This window comes from Pararobbsia silviterrae (assembly GCF_003628125.1).
GTDB lineage: Bacteria > Pseudomonadota > Gammaproteobacteria > Burkholderiales > Burkholderiaceae > Pararobbsia > Pararobbsia silviterrae.
In genome coordinates, this window is the sequence record NZ_RBZU01000001.1 from 901,239 (window position 1) to 925,439 (window position 24,201).

Consider the following 24,201-nt stretch of genomic DNA (forward strand, 5'->3'; position numbering starts at 1 on the left):
ATCCAAGGAGACATGATGAAGGTGAAGGCAACACGTACCGTTCGCGCGGCTGCCGCCGCGTTGTCCGCGGCTTGCGCATTGATCGCGGGCGCCGCGCATGCGACGACCGATATCCAGATGTGGACGCTGCTCTCGGGCGGCGACGGCGCGCGCATGAAGCAGCTCGTCGACGGATTCAACGACAGCCAGAAGGACGTCAAGGTCACGACCACGACGCTCAAGTGGGGCGAGCCGTTCTATACGAAGGTCAAGACGGCCGCCGCGGTCGGCGAAGGGCCCGACGTCGTGACGATCCATCTGTCGCGTTTGTCCGGACTCGCGCAGACCGGCGTGTTGCGTCCGATTTCCGAGGCCGAATTCGACGCCTCGACGCTCAAGGGCGGGGACTTCTTCGATCGCCTCTGGACGAAGGCGCACTATCAGAACGCGCTCTATGCCGTGCCGCTCGACACGCACGCGCTTGTCCTCTACTACAACAAGGACCTCATCAAGAAGGCCGGCCTCGCGGACGCGAACGGCAATCTCAAGCCGATCGCGAACGTCGCCGAACTCGGTGCGGCCTTCAAGGCCGTCAAGGACAAGACGGGCGCCGCGGGCTTCACGATGGAAAACTCGCCCGACTCGTACAACGGTGCGTGGCGTCTGTGGGAAACGATGATCGCCGAGCAGGGCGGCAAGATCGTCGACAACAACACGCTCGTCTACGGCAAGGCCGGACAGCAGGCGCTGCAGACGATGGTCGACTGGTATGCGCAAGGCCTCGGCACGAAGGGGCTCGACTACGGCGCGTCGACGTCGGAGTTCGTCGCGGGCAAGGCAGGCTTCATGATCAACGGCGTCTGGGAAGTCCCGACGCTCACCGACGCGGCGAATGCGAAGAAGCTCGGCTTCGACTACGCGGTGGTTCCGATGCCGGCGCTCTATAACGGCAATGCGAGCGTCTGGGCCGACTCGCACGCGTTCGCGATTCCGCAGAACAAGGGCAAGCCGATCTCGCCCGAGCATGTGAAGGCCGTCCTGCAGTTCGTCGCCTATGTCGAACAACACGCGATCGTCTGGGGCGGCGGCGGCCACATTCCGGCCTACAAGCCCGTGACGCTCTCGGACGCGTTCAAGCAACTCAAGCCGAATTCGGACTATGCGCAGGCGGTCGCCGAGCACGTGACGTACGATCCGGACGGCTGGTGGAGCGGCGCGGCGGGTCCGCTCGAAGCCGCGGCGGCGAAGTACTTCCCGGCCGCGATGAACGGACAATTGCCGGTCGACAAGGCGCTCAAGATGTTCGACGCCGACGCGAACAAGCTGCTCAAGCGCGCGGCGCCCTGAGCGTCTTTCGACATTCGGTTTGAGTCGTGACCGGCAGGGTTCCGAGTTCGGGTGCGGGTCGGATGCGTGACGTGTGCCGTCCCTATCGCATCCGTCGCGCGCATCCATCGCGTGCATTCGACGCCGCGCGTGCAGTGCGCGCGGCGCCCGCCATCGGAATCGGCCGGCGCTTCAAGCAGGTGAGGACATGACGCGTTCCCCGATCTCGAATCCGCCGCCGGCCGCCGTGCCGGCGCAGGCGGCGACCCACACGCGCCGACCACGCCGGGGCGGTGCGCGCCGGCGCGGCGTCGATGCGCGCGGCCAGATGCGCATGGCGTGGCTCATGCTCGCGCCGTTCGTCGTCGCCTATCTGTTGTTTTTCCTGTGGCCCGCCTTGCAGACCGTGCGGCTCAGCTTCACGGACAGCGGGCTCACGGACACCAAGGGCTATGTCGGTCTCGCGAACTACGTCCAGTTGATCGGCGACGACGACTTCTGGGCCGCGCTCGTGCAGACCGCGTATTTCGCTGTATTGACGGTCGTGCCGCTGACCGCGCTCGGTCTCGTGATGGCGATGCTCGTGAACCGCCTCACGCGGGCGCGCGCACTCGTGCAGGCGGTGTTTTTTCTGCCGTATGTGTTGCCTGTCGCCGTCATGACCTTGATCTTCGGCTGGCTCTATCACCCGGTCTACGGACTCGTGAATGCGGTGCTCGGCGGCTCGCGCGCCTGGCTCAACGACGTCGACTGGGCGATGCCGTCGGTCGCGCTCGCGACGATCTGGTGGACGGTCGGCTTCAACGTGCTGCTGTTCGTCGCGGGGCTCGGCAATATTCCGGCCGAACTCTACGAAGCCGCCCGACTCGACGGCGCGAATCGCTGGGAACAGTTCCGCTACATCACGTGGCCGCAACTGAAGCCGACGACGAGCCTCGTGTTCATGCTGCAGCTGATCGCATCGGTCAAGATCTTCTCGCAGCCGTACATCCTGACCGGCGGCGGTCCGTTCAATACCACGCGCGTCGTGCTTCAGTACATGTACGAACAGGGCTTCACGAGCCAGAACGCCGGCTATGCGTCGGCGATCGCGTGCGCGTTCCTGCTCGTCGTGCTGATGCTCGCGCTGTTGCAGGCCGCATTGACGTGGTGGCGCATCCGGAGGGCGTCGGCATGAAGAACAAGGTTACGTTCGCGGCGGTGCTCGCCACGCTCTCGACGCTCGCGCTCGCCGTCGTCTGGGCATTGCCGTTGCTCTGGGCCGCGAGCACGGCGCTGCGGCCCGAGGAGCAGACGGTCATCACGCCGCTGCAATGGTTGCCGCATCCGTTCGTGTTCGGCGCATTCGCGCATGTGCTGTCGGTCGGCAATCTGCCCGTCTGGTTCATCAACAGCGCCGTCACGGCGATCGCCGTCACCGTGATCACGATCGCGATCAGCCTGACCGCGGCCTATGCGTTTTCGCAATTGCGCTTCGCCGGCGGCACGACGCTGTTCTGGCTCGCGATGGTCGGTTTCATGTTTCCGTTCGAAGCGCTGCTGATCCCGCTGTTTCGCGAGATGCACAGCTTCGGACTGACCAATACGCTGTCGGGCATCGTGTTGCCGCAGGTCGTTTCGCCGGTCGCGATCTTCGTGTTCAAGCAGTTCTTCGACCAGATCCCGAAGGACTTCAAGGAAGCCGCGATTCTTGACGGCGCGAGCGAGTGGTCGGTGCTGTTTCGCGTGTTTCTGCCGCTGTCGAAGAACATCGTATATGCGGTCGCGATCGTGGTCTTCATCGGCGCATGGAACAACTTCCTGTGGCCGTTCATCATCGTGACGACACCGAACATGATGACGGTGCCGGTCGGGCTCACGCAGGTACAGGACGCGTACGGCGTGCGGTATGCGTCGGATATGGCCGCCGCGTTGCTCGGCGGGATTCCCGTGGCGCTCGCGTATCTGGTTTTCCAGCGTCGCGTGACGCAGGGCTTTCTCGCGGCGACCGGACTCAAGGGATAGGGCGGCGCGTGGGCCGTGATCCGCGCGCGGCGGATCGCGATCGGTGCGCGCCGCGCGGGCCGTCGTCGATCGACGCGCGGCCGTGTGACGAGTAGAGGGTGGTTGTGGCTGTGTCTTTTCGGCAGGCGGCCGTCGGTGACGGCGCCTGCCTTTTCTTTTTCGGCGTCTGCCGCGTTCAAGCGGTCAGCAAGCCCTTTTTCTCGATGAAGGCGACGACGTCCTGCACGCCGTCGAGCGACTTGAGGTTCGACATCGTGAAGGGCCGTTCGCCGCGCATCTTCTTCGCGTCGGCGGCCATGATCTCGAGCGAGGCGCCGACGAGCGGCGCGAGGTCGGTCTTGTTGATCAGCAAGAGATCCGACTTCGTGATGCCCGGACCGCCCTTGCGCGGAATCTTTTCACCGCCCGCGACATCGATCACGTAGATCGTCAGATCGGAAAGCTCGGGGCTGAACGTCGCCGCGAGGTTGTCGCCGCCCGACTCGATAAAGACGATGTCGGCATCGGGGAAACGCGTGAGCATGCGGTCGACGGCTTCGAGATTGATCGACGCGTCCTCGCGGATCGCCGTGTGCGGACAGCCGCCCGTCTCGACGCCCATGATGCGTTCGGGCGGCAGTGCGCCCGCGACCGTCAGCAGGCGCTGGTCTTCTTTCGTGTAGATGTCGTTGGTGATCACGACGAGGTCGTACGTATCGCGCATCGTCTTGCAGAGCATTTCGACGAGCGTCGTTTTGCCCGAGCCGACGGGGCCGCCGATGCCGACGCGCAGAGGCGGGAGTTTCTTGGTGCGGGCCGCGGAAGGTGCGTTCATGATCGTGCGGTGTCTGAGTCAGTGTGGATAGATGAGCGGGGCGCGGCGGCCGCCGCCCTATGAGCGGAACAGGCGTGAGTATTGCGATTCGTGCCGCGCCGACAGGATGCCGAGCATCGGCGCGAACGTGACGAGGCCGTCGTCGGGTACGCGCAGCGCATGCGCGACCGCGCGCGCGATTGGCTCGCGTTGTGCGACGAGCGCGCGCTGGCCCGCGAGTTGCCCGAGCGGCACGGCCTTGAGCGCCGCGGCGATCTGGTTCTCGGCCCAGGCGAACGCATAGGCGGTCAATGTATGGTCGAGCGTTGCCTGATGCGCGAGCGCCGCGAGCGCGAAGACGGTCGGCTGGGCGACGGGCCGCATCGTCGCGAGCAGCGCGCGGCGCGCGGCGTCGCCCCATTCGAGCGAGGTGCAGAGCTGCGCGAGCGACCAGCCCATCTGTTCCGTTTCCTGTCGCAGTTCGGCCGATTCGCGGCTCGCGAGGAACTGCGTGTCGGCCACGCGCAGCGCTTCGACGTCGGCCTCGCCGAACGACTGCCAGCGCGTGAACTGATGGGCAAGAAACGGGAGCTCGCCATAGGCGAGCACATGCTCGAGACCGCTCGCGATCCATTCGGCTGCGCTCGGTCCGTCGTGCACGATGCCGGTCTCGACGGCGGCTTCGAGGCCCTGCGAATAGCTGAACGCGCCGATCGGCAACGCGGGCGACGCGAGATGCAGCAGTCCGACGAGTTCGTGCGTGCCGAGGCTCATGATTCAGCGATGCGTGTGTTTGTGGGAACGACCGTGAGCGTGGTCGTGATCGTGCGCATGATCGTCTGCAGGGTCATGCGGGTGATCGTGGTCATGCGCGTGCGAATGCGCGTGTTTGTCCGCGTGCGAGTGCGCATGATCGTGCGCATGCGAATGCTCGTGGTCATGCGCATGCGAGCCATGATGATTGTGGTCATGGTCATGGTCATGGTCATGGTCATGCGTGTGGCCGTGGCCATGCGTGTGCGCATGGGGGTGATCATCGCCATGCGCATGCGTGTGATGGCCCGCGTGCGCATGACCGTGATCGTGGTCGTGCGCATGATCATGGTCATGCGCGTGACCATGCCGTTCCTCGAAGACCTGCTGCGCGAGCGCGTAGTCCTCGGCGAACGTTTCGTCGTGGCCATGCTTGTGACCGCCGCCGTACGCACCCGATTCCGGCGTGAACGGCGCATTGGCCGCTTCGACGCGCACGCCCAGACGTCCGAGCATGTCGGCGAGCACGGGATCGCTTTCGATCTGCAGATACGCGTCGCCGATTTCGACGGGCGTATGGCGATTGCCGAGGTGATAGGCGGCGCGCGTGAGCGCCAGGGCGCTACCCGACGTAATGCGCAGCACGGGTTGCGCGGCCGCGACGACGCGGACCATCGAACCGTCCTCGGCGACGAGCACGTCGCCATCGTTGAGGATCGTGCCGCGCGGCAGCAGCACGCCGATCTCCTCGCCCGAGTCGAGGGTCGTCGCAAGGCGGCTCTTGCGACGCTCGTCGAACGCGAGCGTCAGCGTCTCGGCGCGCGCGAGCAGCGGTTTGGCGATCCGCGTGCCCGGCGGAATCAGTTTGTTCAGGGTTCGCATCGTCATGGATCAAGGAGTGCGCCGCGTCGTGATGTCACGCGCGCGCGAGGTCGGCAGGTCCGTGCATCGTACGCCTGTTGCGGCGATCGTTCATGAATCGTCGAAGCCGCCCGGGGCGATCGGCGCGGCGCGCGGCCCGGGCCTGACACATCCGCGCGCGGAGCCTGGCGCGGGTCCCGGAGCCGCCATGGGACCGATGCGGATACGGGCGTCGGCACCGCCGCGGAATCGGCTCTGGAATCGGCGCCGGCAACGACGCCGGCAACGACGCCGATTCCGCCGCGCGACTTAAAACAGGAAATACCGCTGCGCGAGCGGCAAGGCCTGTGCGGGTTCGCACGTGAGCAGCTCGCCGTCGGCGACGACCTGATAGGTCTCGGGATCGACGGTGATCTTCGGTTGCCAGTCGTTGTGGATCATCTGCGACTTCGTCACGTTGCGGCAATTCTTGACCGCGACGACGCGCTTGGCGAGTCCATAGCGGTCGGCGACGCGCGCATCGAACGCCATCTGCGAGACGAACGTCAGCGACGTGCGGCCGAGCGCGCCGCCGCGCGTCGCGAACATCTCGCGGTAATGGACCGGTTGCGGCGTCGGAATCGACGCGTTCGGATCGCCCATCTGCGCGACCGCGATCATGCCGCCCTTGAGGATCATCGCGGGCTTGACGCCGAAGAACGCGGGATCCCAGAACACGAGATCGGCCCACTTGCCGGGCTCGATCGAGCCGACTTCGTGCGCGATGCCGTGCGTGATCGCCGGATTGATCGTGTACTTCGCGATATAGCGTTTGACGCGCGCATTGTCGTGCCGCGACGGATCGCCCTTGAGGCTGCCGCGCTGCACCTTCATCTTGTGCGCGGTCTGCCACGTGCGCATGACGACCTCGCCGACGCGGCCCATGGCCTGCGAATCCGACGAGATCATCGACAGCGCGCCGAGATCGTGAAGGATGTCTTCGGCGGCGATCGTCTCGCGGCGGATCCGCGACTCGGCGAACGCGATGTCTTCGGCGATCGACGCGTCGAGGTGGTGGCAGACCATGAGCATGTCGAGATGCTCGTCGAGCGTGTTGACCGTATAGGGGCGCGTCGGATTCGTCGACGACGGCAGCACGTTGGATTCGCCCGCGACCTTGATGATGTCGGGCGCGTGACCGCCGCCCGCGCCTTCGGTGTGATACGTGTGGATCGTGCGGCCCTTGAACGCGGCGATCGTCGCTTCGACGAAGCCCGCTTCGTTGAGCGTGTCGGTATGGATCGCGACCTGCGTGTCGGTGTCGTCGGCGACCGACAGGCAGCAGTCGATCGCGGCCGGCGTCGTGCCCCAGTCCTCATGGAGCTTGAGGCCGATCGCGCCCGCGGCGATCTGTTCGACGAGCGGCTGCGGCTGGCTCACGTTGCCCTTGCCGAGCAACCCGATATTCATCGGCCAGCCGTCGATCGCTTGAAGCATGCGTTCGAGATGCCACGGACCCGGCGTGACCGTCGTCGCGTTCGTGCCCGTCGCGGGACCCGTGCCGCCGCCGAGCATGGTCGTGACGCCCGAGGCGAGCGCCTCGTCGATCTGCTGCGGGCTGATGAAGTGGATGTGCGAATCGATGCCGCCCGCGGTCACGATCTTGCCTTCGCCCGCGATGACTTCGGTCGCCGCGCCGATCGGAATCGTGACGCCGGGCTGGATGTCGGGGTTGCCGGCCTTGCCGATCGCCGCGATGCGGCCGTTCTTGAGGCCGATGTCGGCCTTGACGATGCCCCAGTGATCGATGATGACCGCGTTCGTGATGACGGTGTCGACGACGTCGCCCGCCGTACGCTGCGACTGGCCCATGCCGTCGCGGATGACCTTGCCGCCGCCGAATTTCACTTCCTCGCCGTAGATCGTGTAATCGCGTTCGATTTCGATCAACAGGTCGGTGTCGGCGAGCCGCAGGCGGTCGCCGGTCGTCGGTCCGAACATTTCCGCGTAGGCGCGGCGGCCGATCTTGAGTGCCATGGTCTGGATGTCCTAGAGGAGGATCGCACGCACGCGTGCGCAAGCCGGGCGCCGCCCGAACGGCGCGCGCCGCCGCATCTGCGCGACGCGCCTAGTCGAGCTTGCCCATGATGCGGGCGTTGAAACCGTAGACGACGCGGTCGCCCGCGAGCGCGACGAGTTCGACCGTGCGCGTCTGGCCGGGTTCGAAACGCACCGCCGTGCCCGACGCGATATTGAGCCGGAAACCGCGCGCCTGCTCGCGATCGAAATCGAGCGCCGCATTGACTTCGTAGAAGTGGAAATGCGAGCCGACCTGCACGGGCCGATCGCCGGTATTGGCGACCGTTACGGTCGTCGTGGCGCGGCCCGCGTTGAGTTCGTGTTCACCGTCGTCGGTGATCAGTTCGCCGGGAATCATCGAGGGCTCCGTCAGGGAATCGGGTGATGGACCGTCACGAGCTTCGTGCCGTCGGGGAACGTCGCCTCGACCTGCACGTCGGGAATCATCTCGGGCACGCCGTCCATGACGTCGTCGCGCGTGAGCAGCGTCGTGCCGTAGTGCATGACCGCGGCGACGGTCATCCCGTCGCGCGCGGCCTCCATGAGCGCCGCGCTGATGAAGGCGACGGCTTCGGGGTGGTTGAGCTTCAGGCCGCGGGCTTTACGCCGCTCCGCCAGCAGGGCGGCCGTGAAGATCAGCAGCTTGTCTTTTTCGCGAGGCGTCAGGTTCATCGTCGAGGACCACAACGCAAGAGTCAGGGAACGGGGATCGTATCACCCGAATGGGGCAGGAAGTTATTCAGGTGCAGATGTTATGCATAGCGTGCTGGAGGATTACGTCGTCCAGATCCTCAGCGGCTGCGCGGCCACGCCGTGCACGATGGGGCGCAGCTTGAGCCACGTTTCGGCGAGCGTCGCCTGCAGCGTCTCCATCGAATGCGCGACGACGCGCACGAGCATCAGGCCGTCGGGCAGGCATGTCGCGCCCGCCTTGATCGCGTCCGAGTACGGCAGCGACGCGGCGAGCGATTCGGCGAGTTCGGCCGTGCACGCCGGGCTCACGGCCCACAACGTACCGAACGCCGGATAGCCCGCGAGCGCCTGAGCCGCGTCGCGCAGCGGCGACGACGAATCGAGCACGGCGCGTTCGAACCAGAGCGTGCGTGGCCGCGCGCCGCCGTTCGTGCTGATCGTGCGGATCGTACTTTGGGCGCGCAGCGCCGCATCGGACCAGCGCTCGCCCGATGCCTGCCGGCCGAGCTGCGTGACGTCCCAGCCGAGCGCGGTCGCGCCGTCGGCGAGCGTCAGCGTGAAATCGAGCGCGACGTCGGCCTCGTTGAAGATGAGGTTGTTTTGCGGCAGCCAGTCGAGCTTCGCGCCTTCGCCGAGCGCGATCGAGATCGCCTGGCTCGCGCGTCGCCGGTTCGCCTTGTACCACTTCGTCGCGCCGGGCGTCGTGAACAGCGCATGCGCATGCGCGCCGACATCGATGTCGATCGCGAGCGCATCGCCGCCCGCGACGCCGCCGGGCGGATGCACGATCACCGTATGGCAGATCGCCTCGCCCTCGGGATACAGCGGCTTTTGAACGCGCAGCGGACCTTCGTGCCGGCGATGCGAGAGCGTCGTGCGCGCGCCCGCACGGGTCAGCCCGAGCGCGAGTCGGCCGTGCCAGCGGGTGTCGGCGGTTTCGTGCGCCGCGACATCGCGCGCGTGAGACGGGCCAGCGGAATCCATCAACGCATTCATCGAACGGAAATCGGAATCAGGGGAAGCAGGGGCAGGCGACCGAAGGCCGCGAACGCGCGGACATCGGCGCCTTGGCCGGGATTATGCAGGAAGCGTCAGATCGCCGGCATGGACATCATGCGGTTCGACGCTGCACGTGCTGACGGGGCATGTGCCGATATGTCACGCACCGAGATACAGATACGCGCGCACGTCACACCGCGATCATCTCGCGGACGCCCGCGCTGTCCATCTCGCTGCCCGCGCCGCCCGCGACGATCTCGCCGCGGCTCATGACCCAGTACTGATCGGCGAGCTCGCGCGCGAAGTCGTAGTACTGCTCGACGAGCAGCACCGTGAGACCGTCTTCGTCGACGAGCCGGCGCAAGGTCCGGCCGATGTCGCGGATGATCGACGGCTGAATGCCTTCGGTCGGTTCGTCGAGGATCAGCAATTGCGGTTCGCTCATGAGCGCGCGGCCGATCGCGAGCTGTTGCTGCTGGCCGCCCGACAGGTCGCCGCCGCGTCGCGCGCGCATGTCCTTGAGCACGGGAAAGAGCTCGTAGATGCGCTCGGGAACCGACTTCACGCGCTTGGGCAGGCTTGCCGCGCCGACGATCAGGTTCTCCTCGACCGTGAGCCGCGGAAAGATGTCGCGGCCTTGCGGCACGTAGGCGAGGCCCTTTTCGACGCGCGCATGCGGCGGCAGGCCCGCGAGCGCCGCGTCGCGCCATGTGATCCTGCCCGTCTTCGACGGCACGACGCCCATCAGGCAACGCAGCAAGGTCGTCTTGCCGACGCCGTTGCGGCCGAGCAGCACGGTCAGCTTGCCGTCGGGGGCGCTGAGCGTCACGTTGCGCAGGATATGGCTGCCGCCGTAGTACTGGTTCAATGCATCGATCTTCAACATGAGGTGCTGTCCTTCCGATGTGCTTGGCGAGTCGATCGCCGAGGGCGTGGGCCGCCGTGCCGTGCGTCGCGACGGCATCGACGCGGCGCGGCGCGCGGGTTGCCCGATGAGACGACCCGGCGACCCAACCTCCCGGTTATCGGCTATCGGCCGAGATACGACTCGATGACCGTCTCGTTGCGCTTGACCGTGTCGAGCGTGCCCTCCGCGAGCACGCTGCCTTCGGCCATGACCGTCACGCGGCCGGTTTCGCCGGCGAGCGCCGCGACGAACTCCATATCGTGTTCGACGACCATCATCGAGCACGACCCGCGCAGGCGATTGAGCAGTTCCGCGAGCTGCATCGTTTCGTCGTCGGTCATGCCCGCGGCCGGCTCGTCGAGCAGCAGCAGTTGCGGCCGCTGCATGAGCAGCATGCCGATCTCGAGCCGCTGCTTCTGGCCATGCGAGAGCTCGCCCGCGAGCCGGTACGCTTCGGATTCGAGATGCAGCAGCGTCAGCGTGCTTTCGATACGCTCGCGCGCATCGCGGCCGAGCCGCGCGCGCAGCGACGCGAGCCAGCCGCGGCTGTCTTCGTGCGGAAGCCGCATCGCGAGTTCGAGGTTTTCCCAGACCGGATGCTGCTCGAAGACGGTCGGCTTCTGGAACTTGCGGCCCACGCCGCTCATCGCGATCTCGGGTTCGCTCAGGCGCGTCAGATCCGTCGATTGACCGAGGAACGCGGACCCCGTGTCGAGTTTCGTCTTGCCCGTGATCACGTCCATCATCGTCGTCTTGCCCGCGCCGTTGGGGCCGATCACGCAGCGCAACTCGCCGGTGTCGATCGACAGGCTCAGTTTGTTGAGCGCGCGAAAGCCGTCGAAGCTCACGGTCACGTCCTCGAGATAGAGGATCGGACCATGCGAGGTGTCGATCTTCGCGGGGTCGACGACGTGGCCCATGCCGGTCAGCGTCGCGGCGGTGCTGCCCGACAGGGCTTCGTCGAGTGTCGCGTCGAAGGTGTCGTCGCGTGGCTTGATGGTCATGATTCACCTCGCTTGCGCGCGAGCAACGCGGGAATGCCCATGATGCCGCGCGGCAGCAGCAGCGGCACGAGCACGAAGATCAGGCCGAGGAAGAACAGCCAGTATTCGGGGAAGTTCGCCGTGAAGAAGCTTTTCGCGCCGTTGACCGCGAACGCGCCGATGATCGGACCGATCAGCGTGCCGCGTCCGCCGACCGCGACCCAGATCGCCATTTCGATCGAGTTGCCCGGCGACATTTCGGACGGGTTGATGATGCCGACCTGCGGCACGTAGAGCGCGCCCGCGATGCCGCAGAGCACGGCCGAGAACGTCCAGATCGCGAGTTTGTACGCGAGCGGGCTGTAGCCGAGGAACATCAGGCGCGACTCGCCGTCGCGGATCGCGGTCACGACGCGGCCGAGCTTCGACGTCACGATCGCGCGGCCCGCGATGAACGTGAGGACCAGCACCGCGAACGTCAGCAGGAACAGCGTCGTGCGCGTGCCCGGATGCGTGATCGGCGCGCCGACGATGCGCTTGAAGTCCGTGAAGCCGTTGTTGCCGCCGAAGCCCGTTTCGTTGCGGAAGAACAGCAGCATCGCGGCGAACGTCATGGCCTGCGTGATGATCGACAGGTAGACGCCTTTCACGCGCGAACGGAACGCGAAGAAGCCGAACACCCACGCGATGACCGCGGGCACGAGGATCACGAGCGCGAGCGCCCACCAGAAATGCTCGGTGCCTTCCCAGTACCAGGGCAGCTTGTGCCAGTCGAGAAACACCATGAAGTCGGGCAGGTCGCTGCCGTATTTGCCGTCGCGTCCGATCTCGCGCATGAGGTACATGCCCATCGCATAGCCGCCGAGCGCGAAGAACAGGCTGTGACCGAGGCTCAGGATGCCGCAATAGCCCCAGACGAGATCGAGCGCCATCGCGCCGATCGCATAGCACATGAGCTTGCCGATCAGCGTCAGCGAGTAGGCCGACAGATGCAGCGGACTCGATTCGGGCACGGCGAGCGAGAGCAACGGCACGCCGATGCCGACGACGAGCACGATGGCGATCAGCAGGCTCCAGCCGGCCTTGCCGAGCAGCGGCTGGCGTTCGGGCAGCGCAAGCCGGAACGGGCCGCCGGGGATCAGGCCGTTCGCGGGCACGACGGGGTGCCGGTTCGCATCGGCGCCCGGGGGCGGCGGCGTCTCGGCGGTTCGGGAAACGGTCGTCATCTCAGACCTCCGCGCTGCGGCCCTTCAGGGCGAACATCCCCTGCGGCCGCTTTTGAATGAACAGCACGATGAGCACGAGCACGGCGATCTTCGCGAGCACCGCGCCCCAGAACGGCTCGATGAGCTTGCTGATGACGCCGAGTCCGAACGCGCCGATGACCGTGCCCGCGATCTGACCGACGCCGCCGAGCACGACCGCCATGAACGAGTCGATGATGTAGTTCTGTCCCAGATCGGGACCGACGTTGCCGATCTGCGCGAGCGCGCAGCCGCCGAGGCCCGCGATGCCTGCACCAAACGCGAATGCATAGCTGTCCACGCGCGCGGTCTTGACGCCGACGCAGGCGGCCATGCGCCGGTTCTGCGTGACGGCGCGCACGAACAGGCCGAGGCGCGTCTTGTTGAGCACCGCCCATGCGATCGCGATGACCGCGATCGAGAACACGAGGATCGCGATCCGGTTGTACGGCAGGATCACGTCCTGCATGACGGTCACGCCGCCGCTCATCCACGACGGATTCGACACCTGCACGTTCTGCGCGCCGAACAGCGTGCGGACCGCCTGGATCAGGATCAGACTCACGCCGAACGTCGTCAGCAGCGTTTCGAGCGGACGGCCGTAGAGGTGCCGGAGCACGAGCCGTTCGAGGACCACGCCGACGATCCCCGCTGCGATGAACGCGGCCGGCACGGCGAACACGGGATACCAGTCGATCAGCGACGGCGCATAGCGCGCGACGACCGTTTGCGTCGCATAGGTCGCGTAAGCGCCGATCATGAGGAACTCGCCGTGCGCCATGTTGATGACGCCGATGAGGCCATACGTGATCGCAAGGCCGAGCGCCGCGAGCAGCAGCACGCTGCCGAGGCTCACGCCCGCGAAGATCGTGCTCACGAGCTGGCCGCGCACGCGGATCGAGGCGAGCGCGTCGAGGCCGGCTTGCGCGGCTGCGCGCACGTTTTCGTCGGGCTCGGCGAACGTCCCGTCCGCTTTCTTCGCGACGATCGGTAACAGCAGCTCGTTCATTTCGAGGTCGTGCCGCGCGGCGACGAGCTGCACGGCTTCGAGGCGTTTCGCGGGGTCGGCGTCGTGAAGTGCGGTGGTCGCCCAGAGCACGTCGAGCCGATGTTTGAGCGTGGGGTCCGTTTCCTTCGCGCGCGCCGCGTCGACGAGCGATTTGAACGACTCGTTGGGTTCCTTGAGCAGCGCGTTGATGGCCGCGCGGCGCGCTTCGATGTCGGGCGAACTCAGCTGGAGCGCGGACAGCGCGCCGGCGACGCGCGCGCGCAGCAGGTTGTTGAGCGTGATCGGCTGCGCGTTGTCGGCCTTGACGGGTTGGCCCGTGACGGGGTCCTTGTAGGCATCGCCGTCGATGAGCACGACGTCGCCGGCATCGGTCGCCGCGACGTTGTCTTCGGACAGGGCCTTGAGCACCGTCAGCGACGGTGCATCGTGATTGGCGATCAGCTTGTCGATGGCGGCCGATTTCGCATCGAAATCGTCGCCGCCGAGCGGCTTGACGTCATCGGCGCTGAGCGCCGACGCAAACGGACTGAACGCGATGCCGGCCAGCAGCATCAGCGCGCAGAGTCCATTCAGACAGGATCGGGAAAGGCGAGGCATGGTATCGGCGCTCGAGGTGGCAGGAAAGGTGCGAAGGCCGCGGCGCGTATCGCGCCTCACGCAAGCTTGCACGTGAGGCGCGCCGCGGGCCGACTTGCCGTGCATGCGGTCCGCGTCGACGCGGCGGATCGCATGGCGTGCGCGTCAGTTCACATCCGCGCGGATCGCGTGCGATTACGCGACGCGCGCGCGAACGGCCGGCGCCGGATCGACCGACGTCACCGTGTCCGGCTTGCCTTCGTCGCCCGGGATGTACTGGCTCCACGGTTGTGCACGGACCGCCGTCTTCGTGCGCCAGACGACGTTGAACTGGCCGTCCGCGCGCACTTCGCCGATCATGACCGGCTTGTGCAGATGGTGATTGCCGTCCATTTCGAGCACGAAGCCGCTCGGCGCATTGAACTTCTGGCCGATCATCGCGACGCGGACCTTGTCGACGTCGGTGCTCTGCGCCTTCTCGACGGCCTGCTTCCACATATGCATGCCGACGAACGTCGCTTCCATCGGGTCGTTCGTCACGCGCTTGTCGCCGCCCGGCAGATTGTTCTTCTTGACCCACTCGGCGAACTGCGCCTTGAACTTCGCGTTCTCGGGGTTCTTGAGCGACATGAAGTAGTTCCATGCCGCGAGGTTGCCCACGAGCGGCTTCGTGTCGATGCCGCGGAGTTCTTCCTCGCCGACCGAGAACGCGACGACGGGCACGTCGGTCGCCTTGAGGCCCGCGTTGCCGAGTTCCTTGTAGAACGGCACGTTCGAGTCGCCGTTGACGGTCGAGATCACGCAGGTCTTGCCGCCTTGCGAGAACGTCTTGATGTTCGCGACGATGGTCTGATAGTCGCTATGGCCGAACGGCGTGTAGACCTCCTGGATGTCGGTTTCCTTGACGCCCTTCGAGATCAGGAACGCGCGCAGGATCTTGTTCGTCGTACGCGGATAGACGTAGTCGGTGCCGAGCAGGAAGAAGCGCTTCGCGCCGCCGCCTTCGGCGCTCATCAGATATTCGGTCGCTGGGATCGCTTGCTGGTTCGGCGCCGCGCCCGTGTAGAACACGTTGCGCGACATCTCTTCGCCTTCGTATTGGACCGGATAGAAGAGCAGGCCGTTGAGTTCCTCGAAGACCGGCAGCACCGACTTGCGCGACACCGACGTCCAGCAGCCGAAGACGACCGCGACCTTGTCTTGCGTGATCAGTTGGCGAGCCTTCTCGGCGAACAGCGGCCAGTTCGACGCGGGGTCGACGACGACCGGTTCGATCTGACGTCCGAGCACGCCGCCCGACGCGTTGATCTGGGCGATCGTCATCAAGGCCGTGTCCTTGAGCGAGGTCTCGGAGATCGCCATCGTGCCCGACAGCGAGTGCAGGATACCGACCTTGATCGGGCCGCTGTCGGCCGCGAGCGACAGCGGGCTCTTGCCCGCGAGTGCGGCCGCTCCGGCGAGCGAGCCGAGCTTCAGGAGATTGCGTCTGTTCATTGTGTGTCCCTTCTTGTCCGGTAAGTGGCGCGTAGCCTGTGTGGTCAGACGTGTGGATCGCGATGCGTAGGTCGTGCGGGGCCATCTATGCAATTGGCGTGCCATTCGCACCAAAGGCAATCTCGGCGCGGGTTTGACGCGTGCATGGATCTCACGGCATTGGTGCGCGCGCACAAGGCGAACCGGAGTTGGTGCGGACGCTGCACGCCGCTGGTGCGATGACCTTGTCCCCGTCGTTGGGCCGATGCGCGTGCTTGGTGCGTGCCCGATGCGGGTGAAAGACGCGGCGTTTTCAGCACAGTGGCGCAACGGCTGCCAATACAGTTTTGTGCGCAAGGCGCTCAATGCGGCTGTCTGTATCGGTGGGAGATGTCTAGACTCTGTGGACCATCGAAGGGAGACGCCCCATGAACATGCGCGAAACAGGTAGCACGGTCGATTTGTCGGCCTTCTGGATGCCGTTCACGAACAACCGTCAATTCAAGGAAGCGCCGCGGCTGCTCGTGTCCGCGAAGGGCATGTACTACCGCTCGGCCGACGATCGCGAGATTCTCGACGGCACGGCGGGCCTCTGGTGCGTGAACGCGGGCCATTGCCGCGAGGAGATCGTCAACGCGGTCAAGACGCAGGTCGAACAGATGGAGTTCGCGCCGACGTTCCAGATGGGCCATCCGAAGGCCTTCGAAGCCGCGACGCGGATCGCCGCGCATACGCCGGGCGATCTCAAGAAGATCTTCTTCGCGAACTCGGGATCGGAAGCCGTCGATACGGCGCTCAAGATCGCGCTTGCGTATCACCGCGCGCGCGGCGAAGGACAACGCACGCGATTCATCGGGCGCGAGCGCGGGTATCACGGCGTCGGATTCGGCGGCATTTCGGTGGGCGGGCTCGCGCCGAATCGCAAAGCGTATTCAGGGCAGTTGCTGCCGTCGGTCGATCATCTGCCGCAGACGTTCAATCTCAAGGAGCAGGCGTTTTCGAAGGGGCAGCCCGCATGGGGCGCGCACCTCGCCGACGAGCTCGAACGTCTCGTGACCTTGCATGACGCCTCGACGATCGCCGCTGTCATCGTCGAGCCGCTCGCGGGCTCCGCAGGCGTGCTCGTGCCGCCGCAAGGCTATTTGCAGCGCTTGCGCGAGATCTGCGACAAGCACGGCATCCTGTTGATCTTCGACGAGGTCATCACGGGCTGGGGACGGCTGGGCGCGCCGTTCGCGGCGCAGTACTTCGGCGTCACGCCGGACCTCATGACGATGGCGAAGGCGACGAACAACGCGACCGTGCCGATGGGCGCCGTCGCCGCGAAGACCGCGATTCACGACACGATCGTCAACAACGCGCCGGCCGGCATCGAGTTCTTCCACGGCTACACGTATTCGGGTCATCCGCTCGCTGCCGCGGCGGCCGTCGCGACGATGGACGTCTATGAGAAGGACGGCTTGTTCGAACGCGCCGCGAAGACCGCGCCGTACTTCGAGAAAGCGATTCATGCGCTGCGCGACGCGCCGCATGTCATCGATGTGCGCAATCTGGGCCTGGTCGGCGGCATCGAGCTCAAGCCGCGCGACGGCAAGCCGGGTGCGCGAGGGTTCGATGTGTTCGTCAAATGCTTCGAGCGGGGTGTGCTCGTGCGCGTGACGGGCGACATCCTCGCGTTTTCGCCGCCGCTCATCATCAATGAGCAGCAGATCGATCACCTGTTCGGCACGGTCGCCGAGGTGCTTAAGGAAACGGCTTGAGCGCGGAGGCGGCGCGCTGATGCGCTGACACGTCAGCGCGAGCGGCGTGCGGTGGGGGCGCGTACGGGACACGCGCGCGCCCTGCGCGTTCGACGCGTACCTTCGACTCGGTGACACAGTGACTCGGCGATACGGCGATACGGCGATACAACAGCCCGGCAAATCGGCCATCACGTCCGGGCAGACCCATAAAAAAGGCGCTTCCATCGGAAGCGCCTTTTTGCTGTCGGGATCGATCTCGGGATCAGTACGTCTTCATCGCGGGATCGACCTGACGCGCCCAGCCGTCGACGCCGGTCTGGAGGTTATAGACGTTCTTGAAGCCGCGTGATTCGAGGAACATCGCGGCTTGAGCGCTGCGGCCGCCGTGATGGCAGATGCAGACGATCGGCGCATCTTCGTCGAGTTCGCCGGTGCGCGCGGGAATCTCGCGCAGCGGGATCGCGACCGAGCCCGCGATCTTCGCGAGATCGAGCTCCCAGGGTTCACGGACGTCGACGAGCACCGGGGTGCCGCGCGCAGCCGAGCCGGCGGGTTCGGCCAGCCATTCGGCGAGGCCTTGCGGAGAAATCTGTTGCATGGTCAGAACTTGAAGTGCGGCGGTTCGATCGCGTTGAGCAGCGGGTCGATATACGTTTCGAAAATATCGTCGATGCGGTACTCGGTCTCGCCGACGCGCGTGACGATCTGCGCCTTCTGAACCGGCAGCACACCGACGAACGCCGCGAGACGGCCGCCGATCTTGAGCTGGGTCAGCAGTTCCTGCGGCAGCACGGGCAGGCCGCCCGATACGACGATCACGTCGAACGGCGCGCCGGTGGAACCGCCGCGCGCGCCGTCGCCTTCGACGACGTCGACGTTCGTCACGCCGTTGTTCGAGAGGTTCTCACGCGCGAGCGCGACGAGTTCGGGCTGAATGTCGACGGTCTGCACGTGGCGGCCGCGGTGGGCGAGCAGCGCGGCCATATAGCCCGAGCCCGCGCCGATTTCGAGGACGGTCTCGTGCTTCTTGACCGCCAGCTCCTGAAGAATACGTGCCTCGATGCGCGGCTGAAGCATCTTCTGGCCGGCCGGCAGCGGAATTTCGAGGTCCGCGAACGCGAGCGTCTTGTACGCCGCGGGGACGAAGTTCTCGCGCTTGACGATCGACAACAAGTTCAGCACATCCTGGTCCAGCACGTCCCAAGGCCGGATTTGCTGTTCGATCATGTTGAAGCGCGCTTGTTCGGTGTTCATGATGATGGCTGAAGTGAGAATCGAGAATCGCGGGAAGACCGGGCGCAATTGTAGCAAATCGTGCCACGTCGGTCGGACGACCCGGTGCAACTATTGCTTGACGCCCCGGTCGTATCGGCAGGCCGCGGTCGGGCAAACGGCCGGGAATCTCGCGTTCGACGACGCGCGCACGCGGTGTGCGAGCCCGTGGGTTCGGCGGGGCGCGTGCGATGCGGCGCGATCCGAGCGGGACGGCGTCTGTTGCGCCGCGTCATCGATCCGCCATCGAAGTCTTGACACCTGGAGTTGAGTTTGACGTCTCGAAGCATGAAGCAGGGCATACGTTCGGAAGCGCGGCACGGTTCCCCGTCCGAACATGGCGTGCGCCGTCGGCGGACGGTGATCGGACTCGCGGCGTTGGCGGGTCTGCTCGCGTCGGCGGCGATGCCGCGCGTGGGATTGCGCGTCGTGCGCGCGTCGCCGATGTTTCCGTTCATTCCGAATCACTATACGTTCTCGCACGATCAGGTGTTCGGCGCGATCGCGCGCAAGTTCCCGTATCACCGCGCGATGGCGCAGGTCTTCGATCTGGCGCTCACGAATCCCGGCGTCGCGTTCGAGCCTGAAGCGAACCGAGTCGCGGTCAGCGCCGATGTCGCGTTGACGAGTCCGTTTCTGAATGCGCCCGTCCATGGGTCGCTGACGTTGAATACGCAACTCGTCTACGACCCGCAGACGCTGTCGATCCAGCTCGAACGTCCCGCGGTCGAGCGGACCGAATTCGGTCCGTCGGCCGATGCGTACAAGCCGCAAATCGACGCGGCGCTGACGGCCGCGACGCAGCAGTTGCTCGACCACTACCCGATCTACACGTTCAAGCCCGAACAACTGACGTTTGCGGGCGCGCAGTTCGAACCGGGCGCGATCACGGTGCTCAAGGACGGCATCAAAGTCGAGATCGTGCAACGCACGCCGTGATGCGATGACGACATGACGCCATAACTCGCATCTGAGGTGAGCGCGCGCGGGCTGGGTACCGCGCGCGGCGCGTCAGATCTTCTTGAACAGCAGATCCCAGACGCCGTGACCGAGCCGCAGGCCGCGGCGTTCGAACTTCGTCACGGGCCGATAGTCGGGGCGGGGCGCGTAATCGGCCGCGGTGTTCGCGAGCGTCGGATCGGCCGAGAGGACCTCGAGCATTTGCTCGGCGTAGTTTTGCCAGTCGGTGGCGAGATGCAGATAGCCGCCCGATTTGATGCGCGATGCGAGCGTCGCGACGAACGGCGGCTGGATCAGGCGGCGTTTGTGATGACGCGCCTTGTGCCAGGGGTCCGGAAAATAGATGTGGACGCCGTCGAGGCTGCCTTTGGGCAGCATGTGCTCGATGACTTCGACCGCGTCGTGCTGAATGATCCGGATATTCGAGAGCTGTTGTTCTTCGATGAGCTTGAGCAGCGCACCGACGCCAGGTTCGTGGACTTCGAGACCGAGAAAATCGTCGTTTGCGCGATGCGCGGCGATTTCGGCCGTCGTCGCGCCCATGCCGAAGCCGATTTCGAGGATGCGCGGCGCCGGGCGTCCGAAGACGGCATCCCAGTCGAGTGCGTGCGTATCGAAGGGGAGCACGAAGCGCGGCCCGAGTTCGTCGAGTGCGCGGCGTTGTCCCGTCGAGACGCGGCCGGCGCGCGTCACGAAGCTCCGGATGCGGCGGCGATGCAGTTCGGGGACATCGCCTTGCGCGTCGGACGCGCCGGTGTCGGCCGGGGCATGTTCGTGTTCTTGCGCGTGTTCGGCGTCGGGCTGCATGCGGCCTGGCTCGGCGTCGGGTTTGGCGATGTCGGGAGAATTCGGCGTATCGGGATGCATCTGAAGCGGATCGGAGTCGGACGGCCCGAATTATACCGGGCGCTCGTGGCACGGCCTGTCGTGCGGAGCGTGCCGGGTGATCGATCGGCATCGAACGGCATGGATTCGACGATGTGTGCGAACCGATTGCATGTTGGCGAGGTTGCGCCGTGCTAAGCGATTTCGTCGTGTGCCGCGCGCGACGCCGCTGTCGTCGCGAGCCAGTCGCGCGGCGACAGGCCGACCTTCGCCGCGAAGGCGCGCGAGAGCGACGACGGGTTCGCGAAGCCGAGCTCGTGGGCCAGCATCTTGACCGATTCCCCGCCGCGTAACCGGTTCTGGGCCAGCGCGATGCGCCAGTCGCTCAGGTAGTCGGCCGGCGGTTGGCCGACCGCGTCCCGAAAGGCGTTCGCGAATGCCGTGCGCGACATCGCGGCATGCTCGGCCATGCGTTCGAGCGTCCACGGCGCGCCGGGGTCGTCGTGCATCGCCACGAGCGCACGGGCGAGCCGCGGATCCGACAGCCCGGTGATCAGGCCCGCGCGGATGCCCGCTTCGTCGGGATGATCGAGCAGCCAGCGCAGGAGTTGCAGGAACACGACCTCGAACAGCCGATCGGCCAGCAAGCGTTGTCCGCAGCGCACGCGATCGGTTTCCGCGAACAACAGGTCGAGCGCCGCATGCAGGCCCGGAACGCGTGTCAGCGGCAGCGCGATCAGCGCGGGCAGCGCGCGCGAGAGCGGGTTTTGCGCGCCGCCGTCGAAGATCAGGCGCGCGCACGTGAAGTCCGATCCGTCGCGCGGCGGATTGTGGAAACGATGCGTTATTGCGCGCGGATACAGCAGCAACGTCGGCACGTCGAAATGCATGCGTTCGGGCATCTCGCGCGCGCCCGGATGGCTGACCTCGAGATGACCGCGACGCAGGACGTGCAGATAGCCGTGTCCGTCGGCCGCATCGAAATGGGCGAGACCGCACAACGCGCCCGTGTGATGCAACTGCGCCTGAACCCGGAAACGTTCGAGGAGGCCGGAAAGACGATCGATGGCGGCAAGGGCGGCGGGCATGTACGAATGGGAAGGTTTTGTGTACGGATTGAATCCTAGCGTACGAGAAGGGCTTGCATACTGACCTTCAACAACCTCTGGTTGTTTCCGCCCCGTCCTTACAGGAGTTTGCGATGTCTCGCGTCAATTTGGATTCCCGAGCCCTTCCCGTAGCCAGCCAGACGACGTTGGCCCAGATCGAACACGCCTTTGGCGGCGTACCGAATATGTTCAAGGCTGTCGCGAATTCGCCCGCGGCGTTGCAGAGCATGTGGGCCGCGTTCGGCGCGCTGGGCTCGGGCTCTATCGATGGCAAGCTCGGCGAGCAGATCGCCGTGGCGATCGCCAATCGCAACCGGTGCGAGTACTGCCTGGCGGCGCATACCGTGCTTGGTCAGCGCGCCGGGGCGACGCCGGCCGAGATGGCCGCCGCGCAGGGCGGCCGGTCTCGCGACCCGGCGACAGCGGCGGTCCTGATGTTCGCGCTGAAGGTCGTCGAGCAGCGCGCGCAGATCACCGATGCGGACGTGGCGAACCTGCGCAAGCACGGTTTCGACGACGGGCAGATCGTCGAGATCATGGCTCACGTCGCGCTGAATCTGTTCACGAACTACATCAACGTCGCGCTCGATATTCCGGTCGATTTTCCGAAAATCGCGCTGACCTGACCTGACCTGACCTGACCTGACCTGATGTAACGAATGCGCGCGTCTCGGCGACGTGCGCATCCTGAATCTCGAGTTCCGAGTTCCGAGTTCCGAGTTCCGAGTTCCGAGTTCCGAGCCCCGAGCCCGGTATCCCGAATCGTGCATCCCACATCGGCGCCTTGCCGAAACAAAGGACTGTGCAATGAAGATCGCCGTATTTGATACGCACGTTATGCGCCCGGACGGACGCGCGATGCACTTCGATGTGCTGGTGCGCGATGAACCCGCGGACAAGCAATTGCCGAACGTCCTCGCACACGCGCGGCGGTATCTCGACGCGAAGGGTGTGCCTGCCGATACCCTTCGCGCCGACGAATGCCGGTTTTGCCACACGGAGTCGGCTCCGCCCCTGATCGAGGCGGAGATCGAACGCGCCGGCTTCGCGATCGTGGAGCTGCGGAACTGCGCGTGATGTGCGTGACGCTCGTGTCTAAGACGCCGCGTTCGCGCTCACTTGCGCGAGCAGCCGCAGCGCAGCCGCGTGCGACGACGCGGGGTTCTGGCCGGTCGTCAGCAGACCGTCGCTGACCACGTACGATCCCCAATCGTCTCCGCGCGAGAACAGGCCGCCCTTGGCCTTGAGTTCGTCTTCCACGAGGAACGGCACGATGTCGGTGAGGCCGACCGCCGCTTCCTCGGTGTTCGTGAAGCCGGTGACGCGCTTGCCGTCGACAAGCGGGCGGCCGTCCGGCTGCTTGACGTGACGCAGCACGCCCGGCGCGTGGCAGACGAGCGCGACGGGCTTATGCGCCGCGAGGAACGACTCGATCAGTGCGATCGAGTGCGCGTCTTCGGCCAGATCCCACAGCGGGCCGTGGCCGCCGGGATAGAACACGGTGTCGAAGTCAGCCTGATCGACGCTGTCCAGCCGCACGGTCGTAGCGAGTTGCGCGGTGGCTTGCGCGTCGGCTTCGAAGCGGCGCGTCGTGTCGGTCTGGAAGGCCGGTTCGTTGCTCTTGGGGTCGAGCGGCGGCTGGCCGCCCTTGGGCGATGCGAGCACGATCTCGGCGCCGGCATCCTTGAACGCGTAATACGGCGCAGCCAGCTCTTCGAGCCAGAAGCCGGTCTTGCGGCCGGTCGTGCCAAGTTGGTCGTGCGAGGTCAGAACCATCAGGACTTTCATATTGCTTCTCCAGGTTGAAGTGCGAACGAATTATTAGACCGGTCGTCTTTAAAGCGGCGACAAAAAAGCACTTCCGAGAAAGTGCGGGGGCTTCTTTCCGTCCGGTCAGCGGGAAAGATGCAGAATCTGGCGCGTGGTCGCGAGGGCCGTCTCGAAAGGCGCGGTGTTGCGGACGATCTTGACCATGACGCTTGCGCCCAACCACAGTTGATACAAGCTCTGGGCCACGGCGTCGGGCGGACCGTCGACCGTCAGCGAGCCTTCTGCCGCGCCGGTCTCGATGGCGCGCGCGAGACGGTCGGTAATGCCGTCCGTGCCGCGCTTGAGCGCGAGACGCATGGCTTCCGACAAGTCGGCGACTTCCGCGCCCAGCTTGACCGCGAGGCATTTGCCCTGGCAGTCGAGGAACGATTGCGCGTCCTGCCAGTGTTGCCAATAGTGCATCAGGCGTTGGGCCATGTTCAGGCCCGGTATGCGCAACGTGGCGTCCAATTCGGCGAGGTAGTCCTCGAAGTAACTGTCGAGCAGCGCTTCTCCGAACGCATCCTTCGAACCGAAGTAGTGATAGAACGACCCCTTGGGCACGCCGGAGGCCGTCAGAATCTCGTTGATGCCCACCGCGGAAAAGCCCTTTGCGGCCATGATGCGCTGGCCGTTGGCGAGAATGCCTGCGCGGACGTCGCTGGTTTCGGTTGAGGTCGATGAGTTCATGTGCTGCACTGTAAATTGAATTAGACCGGTCGTCTACAACTATTTTCAAAACCGAAGCGCGGGTGTCGGACGACGCGCTGGGCCAGGTCCTGATCTTTGCGGGGCGGAACCGGATCGCGATCGAGCCCGCGGCCTC

24 protein-coding genes and 1 pseudogene are annotated in these 24,201 nt (G+C 65.6%); 7 read left to right on the forward strand and 18 right to left on the reverse strand.

Going from position 1 to position 24,201, the window contains the following annotated elements; translation table 11 throughout:
• Nucleotides 1-15 precede the first annotated feature (15 nt).
• The 3 genes from D7S86_RS04100 to D7S86_RS04110 all read left to right on the forward strand — a co-directional run bounded on the left by D7S86_RS04100 (nt 16) and on the right by D7S86_RS04110 (nt 3,309).
• Nucleotides 16-1,326 (forward strand): extracellular solute-binding protein, encoded by a 1,311-nt coding sequence (locus D7S86_RS04100; protein ID WP_121084300.1) that lies wholly within the window; start codon nt 16-18, stop codon nt 1,324-1,326.
• Between the two features lie 187 nt (nt 1,327-1,513).
• Nucleotides 1,514-2,482 (forward strand): carbohydrate ABC transporter permease, encoded by a 969-nt coding sequence (locus D7S86_RS04105; RefSeq protein WP_205962737.1) that lies wholly within the window; start codon nt 1,514-1,516, stop codon nt 2,480-2,482.
• Nucleotides 2,479-3,309 carry a carbohydrate ABC transporter permease gene (locus D7S86_RS04110; RefSeq protein ID WP_121084305.1) on the forward strand — a complete coding sequence of 277 codons (831 nt, stop codon included), beginning with the start codon at nt 2,479-2,481 and terminating at the stop codon, nt 3,307-3,309. Before D7S86_RS04105 ends, D7S86_RS04110 begins: the two co-directional genes overlap by 4 nt.
• A gap of 175 nt (nt 3,310-3,484) precedes the next feature.
• Here the strand turns inward: D7S86_RS04110 and ureG are convergent, their stop codons facing one another.
• The 12 genes and pseudogenes from ureG to urtA all read right to left on the reverse strand — a co-directional run bounded on the left by ureG (nt 3,485) and on the right by urtA (nt 15,679).
• Nucleotides 3,485-4,123 (reverse strand): urease accessory protein UreG, encoded by a 639-nt coding sequence (ureG, locus tag D7S86_RS04115; protein ID WP_121083657.1) that lies wholly within the window; start codon nt 4,121-4,123, stop codon nt 3,485-3,487.
• 57 nt (nt 4,124-4,180) lie between these two features.
• Entirely contained in the window at nt 4,181-4,876 is a 696-nt protein-coding gene (locus D7S86_RS04120) for an urease accessory protein UreF (protein ID WP_121083659.1), read from the reverse strand.
• Nucleotides 4,877-5,020: 144 nt separating this feature from the next.
• A pseudogene (gene ureE, locus D7S86_RS04125) lies at nt 5,021-5,737 on the reverse strand (urease accessory protein UreE); the annotation flags it as partial.
• Between the two features lie 288 nt (nt 5,738-6,025).
• Nucleotides 6,026-7,732, reverse strand: coding sequence for an urease subunit alpha (ureC, locus tag D7S86_RS04130; RefSeq protein ID WP_121083661.1), 1,707 nt, complete (start codon nt 7,730-7,732; stop codon nt 6,026-6,028).
• 91 nt (nt 7,733-7,823) lie between these two features.
• On the reverse strand, nt 7,824-8,132 hold the full coding sequence (locus tag D7S86_RS04135) for an urease subunit beta (RefSeq protein ID WP_121083663.1): 309 nt from the start codon (nt 8,130-8,132) through the stop codon (nt 7,824-7,826).
• Nucleotides 8,133-8,143: 11 nt separating this feature from the next.
• Complete coding sequence (locus D7S86_RS04140) at nt 8,144-8,446, reverse strand: urease subunit gamma (protein WP_121083665.1); 303 nt, start codon at nt 8,444-8,446, stop codon at nt 8,144-8,146.
• A 102-nt stretch (nt 8,447-8,548) separates the two neighbouring features.
• A complete protein-coding gene (locus D7S86_RS04145; protein WP_121083667.1) occupies nt 8,549-9,451 on the reverse strand; it encodes an urease accessory protein UreD in 903 nt (300 codons plus the stop codon).
• Between the two features lie 205 nt (nt 9,452-9,656).
• Nucleotides 9,657-10,352, reverse strand: a complete 696-nt coding sequence (gene urtE / locus D7S86_RS04150) for an urea ABC transporter ATP-binding subunit UrtE (protein WP_121083669.1) — start codon at nt 10,350-10,352, stop codon at nt 9,657-9,659.
• Between the two features lie 143 nt (nt 10,353-10,495).
• On the reverse strand, nt 10,496-11,293 hold the full coding sequence (gene urtD, locus D7S86_RS04155; protein ID WP_166444098.1) for an urea ABC transporter ATP-binding protein UrtD: 798 nt from the start codon (nt 11,291-11,293) through the stop codon (nt 10,496-10,498).
• Between the two features lie 80 nt (nt 11,294-11,373).
• On the reverse strand, nt 11,374-12,582 hold the full coding sequence (urtC, locus tag D7S86_RS04160) for an urea ABC transporter permease subunit UrtC (protein WP_121083674.1): 1,209 nt from the start codon (nt 12,580-12,582) through the stop codon (nt 11,374-11,376).
• A 1-nt stretch (nt 12,583) separates the two neighbouring features.
• Complete coding sequence (gene urtB, locus D7S86_RS04165; protein WP_166444091.1) at nt 12,584-14,206, reverse strand: urea ABC transporter permease subunit UrtB; 1,623 nt, start codon at nt 14,204-14,206, stop codon at nt 12,584-12,586.
• A gap of 174 nt (nt 14,207-14,380) precedes the next feature.
• On the reverse strand, nt 14,381-15,679 hold the full coding sequence (gene urtA, locus D7S86_RS04170; RefSeq protein ID WP_121083677.1) for an urea ABC transporter substrate-binding protein: 1,299 nt from the start codon (nt 15,677-15,679) through the stop codon (nt 14,381-14,383).
• Nucleotides 15,680-16,086: 407 nt separating this feature from the next.
• Here urtA and aptA point away from each other — a divergent pair, with 407 nt between their 5' ends.
• Nucleotides 16,087-17,418, forward strand: coding sequence for an omega-aminotransferase AptA (gene aptA, locus D7S86_RS04175; RefSeq protein WP_420813189.1), 1,332 nt, complete (start codon nt 16,087-16,089; stop codon nt 17,416-17,418).
• A gap of 244 nt (nt 17,419-17,662) precedes the next feature.
• Here the strand turns inward: aptA and D7S86_RS04180 are convergent, their stop codons facing one another.
• Entirely contained in the window at nt 17,663-17,998 is a 336-nt protein-coding gene (locus D7S86_RS04180) for a rhodanese-like domain-containing protein (RefSeq protein WP_121083679.1), read from the reverse strand.
• 2 nt (nt 17,999-18,000) lie between these two features.
• Nucleotides 18,001-18,654, reverse strand: a complete 654-nt coding sequence (locus D7S86_RS04185) for a protein-L-isoaspartate O-methyltransferase family protein (protein ID WP_121083681.1) — start codon at nt 18,652-18,654, stop codon at nt 18,001-18,003.
• Nucleotides 18,655-18,960: 306 nt separating this feature from the next.
• On the opposite strand from D7S86_RS04185, the gene D7S86_RS04190 reads away from it, so the two are divergent.
• Nucleotides 18,961-19,611 carry a DUF1439 domain-containing protein gene (locus D7S86_RS04190; protein WP_121083683.1) on the forward strand — a complete coding sequence of 217 codons (651 nt, stop codon included), beginning with the start codon at nt 18,961-18,963 and terminating at the stop codon, nt 19,609-19,611.
• Nucleotides 19,612-19,683: 72 nt separating this feature from the next.
• Here the strand turns inward: D7S86_RS04190 and trmB are convergent, their stop codons facing one another.
• Together trmB and D7S86_RS04200 are read right to left on the reverse strand one after the other, a co-directional pair.
• Entirely contained in the window at nt 19,684-20,439 is a 756-nt protein-coding gene (trmB, locus tag D7S86_RS04195; RefSeq protein ID WP_121084311.1) for a tRNA (guanosine(46)-N7)-methyltransferase TrmB, read from the reverse strand.
• 212 nt (nt 20,440-20,651) lie between these two features.
• On the reverse strand, nt 20,652-21,545 hold the full coding sequence (locus tag D7S86_RS04200; RefSeq protein WP_121083685.1) for an AraC family transcriptional regulator: 894 nt from the start codon (nt 21,543-21,545) through the stop codon (nt 20,652-20,654).
• Between the two features lie 113 nt (nt 21,546-21,658).
• Between D7S86_RS04200 and D7S86_RS04205 the strand changes: the two genes are divergently transcribed.
• Entirely contained in the window at nt 21,659-22,192 is a 534-nt protein-coding gene (locus D7S86_RS04205; protein WP_121083687.1) for a carboxymuconolactone decarboxylase family protein, read from the forward strand.
• A gap of 181 nt (nt 22,193-22,373) precedes the next feature.
• Nucleotides 22,374-22,643: a DUF2024 family protein gene (locus D7S86_RS04210; protein WP_121083689.1), complete on the forward strand. Its 270-nt coding sequence runs from the start codon at nt 22,374-22,376 to the stop codon at nt 22,641-22,643.
• An 18-nt stretch (nt 22,644-22,661) separates the two neighbouring features.
• On the opposite strand, the gene D7S86_RS04215 is transcribed toward D7S86_RS04210, so the two are convergent.
• Both D7S86_RS04215 and D7S86_RS04220 read right to left on the reverse strand, forming a co-directional pair.
• Nucleotides 22,662-23,354, reverse strand: a complete 693-nt coding sequence (locus tag D7S86_RS04215) for a type 1 glutamine amidotransferase domain-containing protein (protein WP_121083691.1) — start codon at nt 23,352-23,354, stop codon at nt 22,662-22,664.
• A gap of 105 nt (nt 23,355-23,459) precedes the next feature.
• Complete coding sequence (locus D7S86_RS04220) at nt 23,460-24,065, reverse strand: TetR/AcrR family transcriptional regulator (RefSeq protein ID WP_121083693.1); 606 nt, start codon at nt 24,063-24,065, stop codon at nt 23,460-23,462.
• Between the last annotated feature and the right edge of the window lie 136 nt (nt 24,066-24,201).

Bases quoted from the DNA above. Each gene is read 5' to 3' on its own strand.
- urtB (WP_166444091.1), bottom strand. From the start codon at position 14,206: ATGCCTCGCCTTTCCCGATCCTGTCTGAATGGACTCTGCGCGCTGATG.
- trmB (WP_121084311.1), bottom strand. From the start codon at position 20,439: ATGCAGCCCGACGCCGAACACGCGCAAGAACACGAACATGCCCCGGCC.
- D7S86_RS04110 (WP_121084305.1), top strand. From the start codon at position 2,479: ATGAAGAACAAGGTTACGTTCGCGGCGGTGCTCGCCACGCTCTCGACG.
- D7S86_RS04220 (WP_121083693.1), bottom strand. From the start codon at position 24,065: ATGAACTCATCGACCTCAACCGAAACCAGCGACGTCCGCGCAGGCATT.
- D7S86_RS04135 (WP_121083663.1), bottom strand. From the start codon at position 8,132: ATGATTCCCGGCGAACTGATCACCGACGACGGTGAACACGAACTCAAC.
- urtA (WP_121083677.1), bottom strand. From the start codon at position 15,679: ATGAACAGACGCAATCTCCTGAAGCTCGGCTCGCTCGCCGGAGCGGCC.
- aptA (WP_420813189.1), top strand. From the start codon at position 16,087: ATGAACATGCGCGAAACAGGTAGCACGGTCGATTTGTCGGCCTTCTGG.
- D7S86_RS04140 (WP_121083665.1), bottom strand. From the start codon at position 8,446: ATGAACCTGACGCCTCGCGAAAAAGACAAGCTGCTGATCTTCACGGCC.
- D7S86_RS04215 (WP_121083691.1), bottom strand. From the start codon at position 23,354: ATGAAAGTCCTGATGGTTCTGACCTCGCACGACCAACTTGGCACGACC.
- D7S86_RS04190 (WP_121083683.1), top strand. From the start codon at position 18,961: ATGAAGCAGGGCATACGTTCGGAAGCGCGGCACGGTTCCCCGTCCGAA.
- urtD (WP_166444098.1), bottom strand. From the start codon at position 11,293: ATGGGCCACGTCGTCGACCCCGCGAAGATCGACACCTCGCATGGTCCG.
- D7S86_RS04185 (WP_121083681.1), bottom strand. From the start codon at position 18,654: ATGAACACCGAACAAGCGCGCTTCAACATGATCGAACAGCAAATCCGG.
- D7S86_RS04205 (WP_121083687.1), top strand. From the start codon at position 21,659: ATGTCTCGCGTCAATTTGGATTCCCGAGCCCTTCCCGTAGCCAGCCAG.
- D7S86_RS04210 (WP_121083689.1), top strand. From the start codon at position 22,374: ATGAAGATCGCCGTATTTGATACGCACGTTATGCGCCCGGACGGACGC.
- D7S86_RS04145 (WP_121083667.1), bottom strand. From the start codon at position 9,451: ATGGATTCCGCTGGCCCGTCTCACGCGCGCGATGTCGCGGCGCACGAA.
- ureC (WP_121083661.1), bottom strand. From the start codon at position 7,732: ATGGCACTCAAGATCGGCCGCCGCGCCTACGCGGAAATGTTCGGACCG.
- urtE (WP_121083669.1), bottom strand. From the start codon at position 10,352: ATGTTGAAGATCGATGCATTGAACCAGTACTACGGCGGCAGCCATATC.
- D7S86_RS04100 (WP_121084300.1), top strand. From the start codon at position 16: ATGAAGGTGAAGGCAACACGTACCGTTCGCGCGGCTGCCGCCGCGTTG.
- D7S86_RS04120 (WP_121083659.1), bottom strand. From the start codon at position 4,876: ATGAGCCTCGGCACGCACGAACTCGTCGGACTGCTGCATCTCGCGTCG.
- D7S86_RS04180 (WP_121083679.1), bottom strand. From the start codon at position 17,998: ATGCAACAGATTTCTCCGCAAGGCCTCGCCGAATGGCTGGCCGAACCC.
- D7S86_RS04200 (WP_121083685.1), bottom strand. From the start codon at position 21,545: ATGCCCGCCGCCCTTGCCGCCATCGATCGTCTTTCCGGCCTCCTCGAA.
- urtC (WP_121083674.1), bottom strand. From the start codon at position 12,582: ATGACGACCGTTTCCCGAACCGCCGAGACGCCGCCGCCCCCGGGCGCC.
- ureG (WP_121083657.1), bottom strand. From the start codon at position 4,123: ATGAACGCACCTTCCGCGGCCCGCACCAAGAAACTCCCGCCTCTGCGC.
- D7S86_RS04105 (WP_205962737.1), top strand. From the start codon at position 1,514: ATGACGCGTTCCCCGATCTCGAATCCGCCGCCGGCCGCCGTGCCGGCG.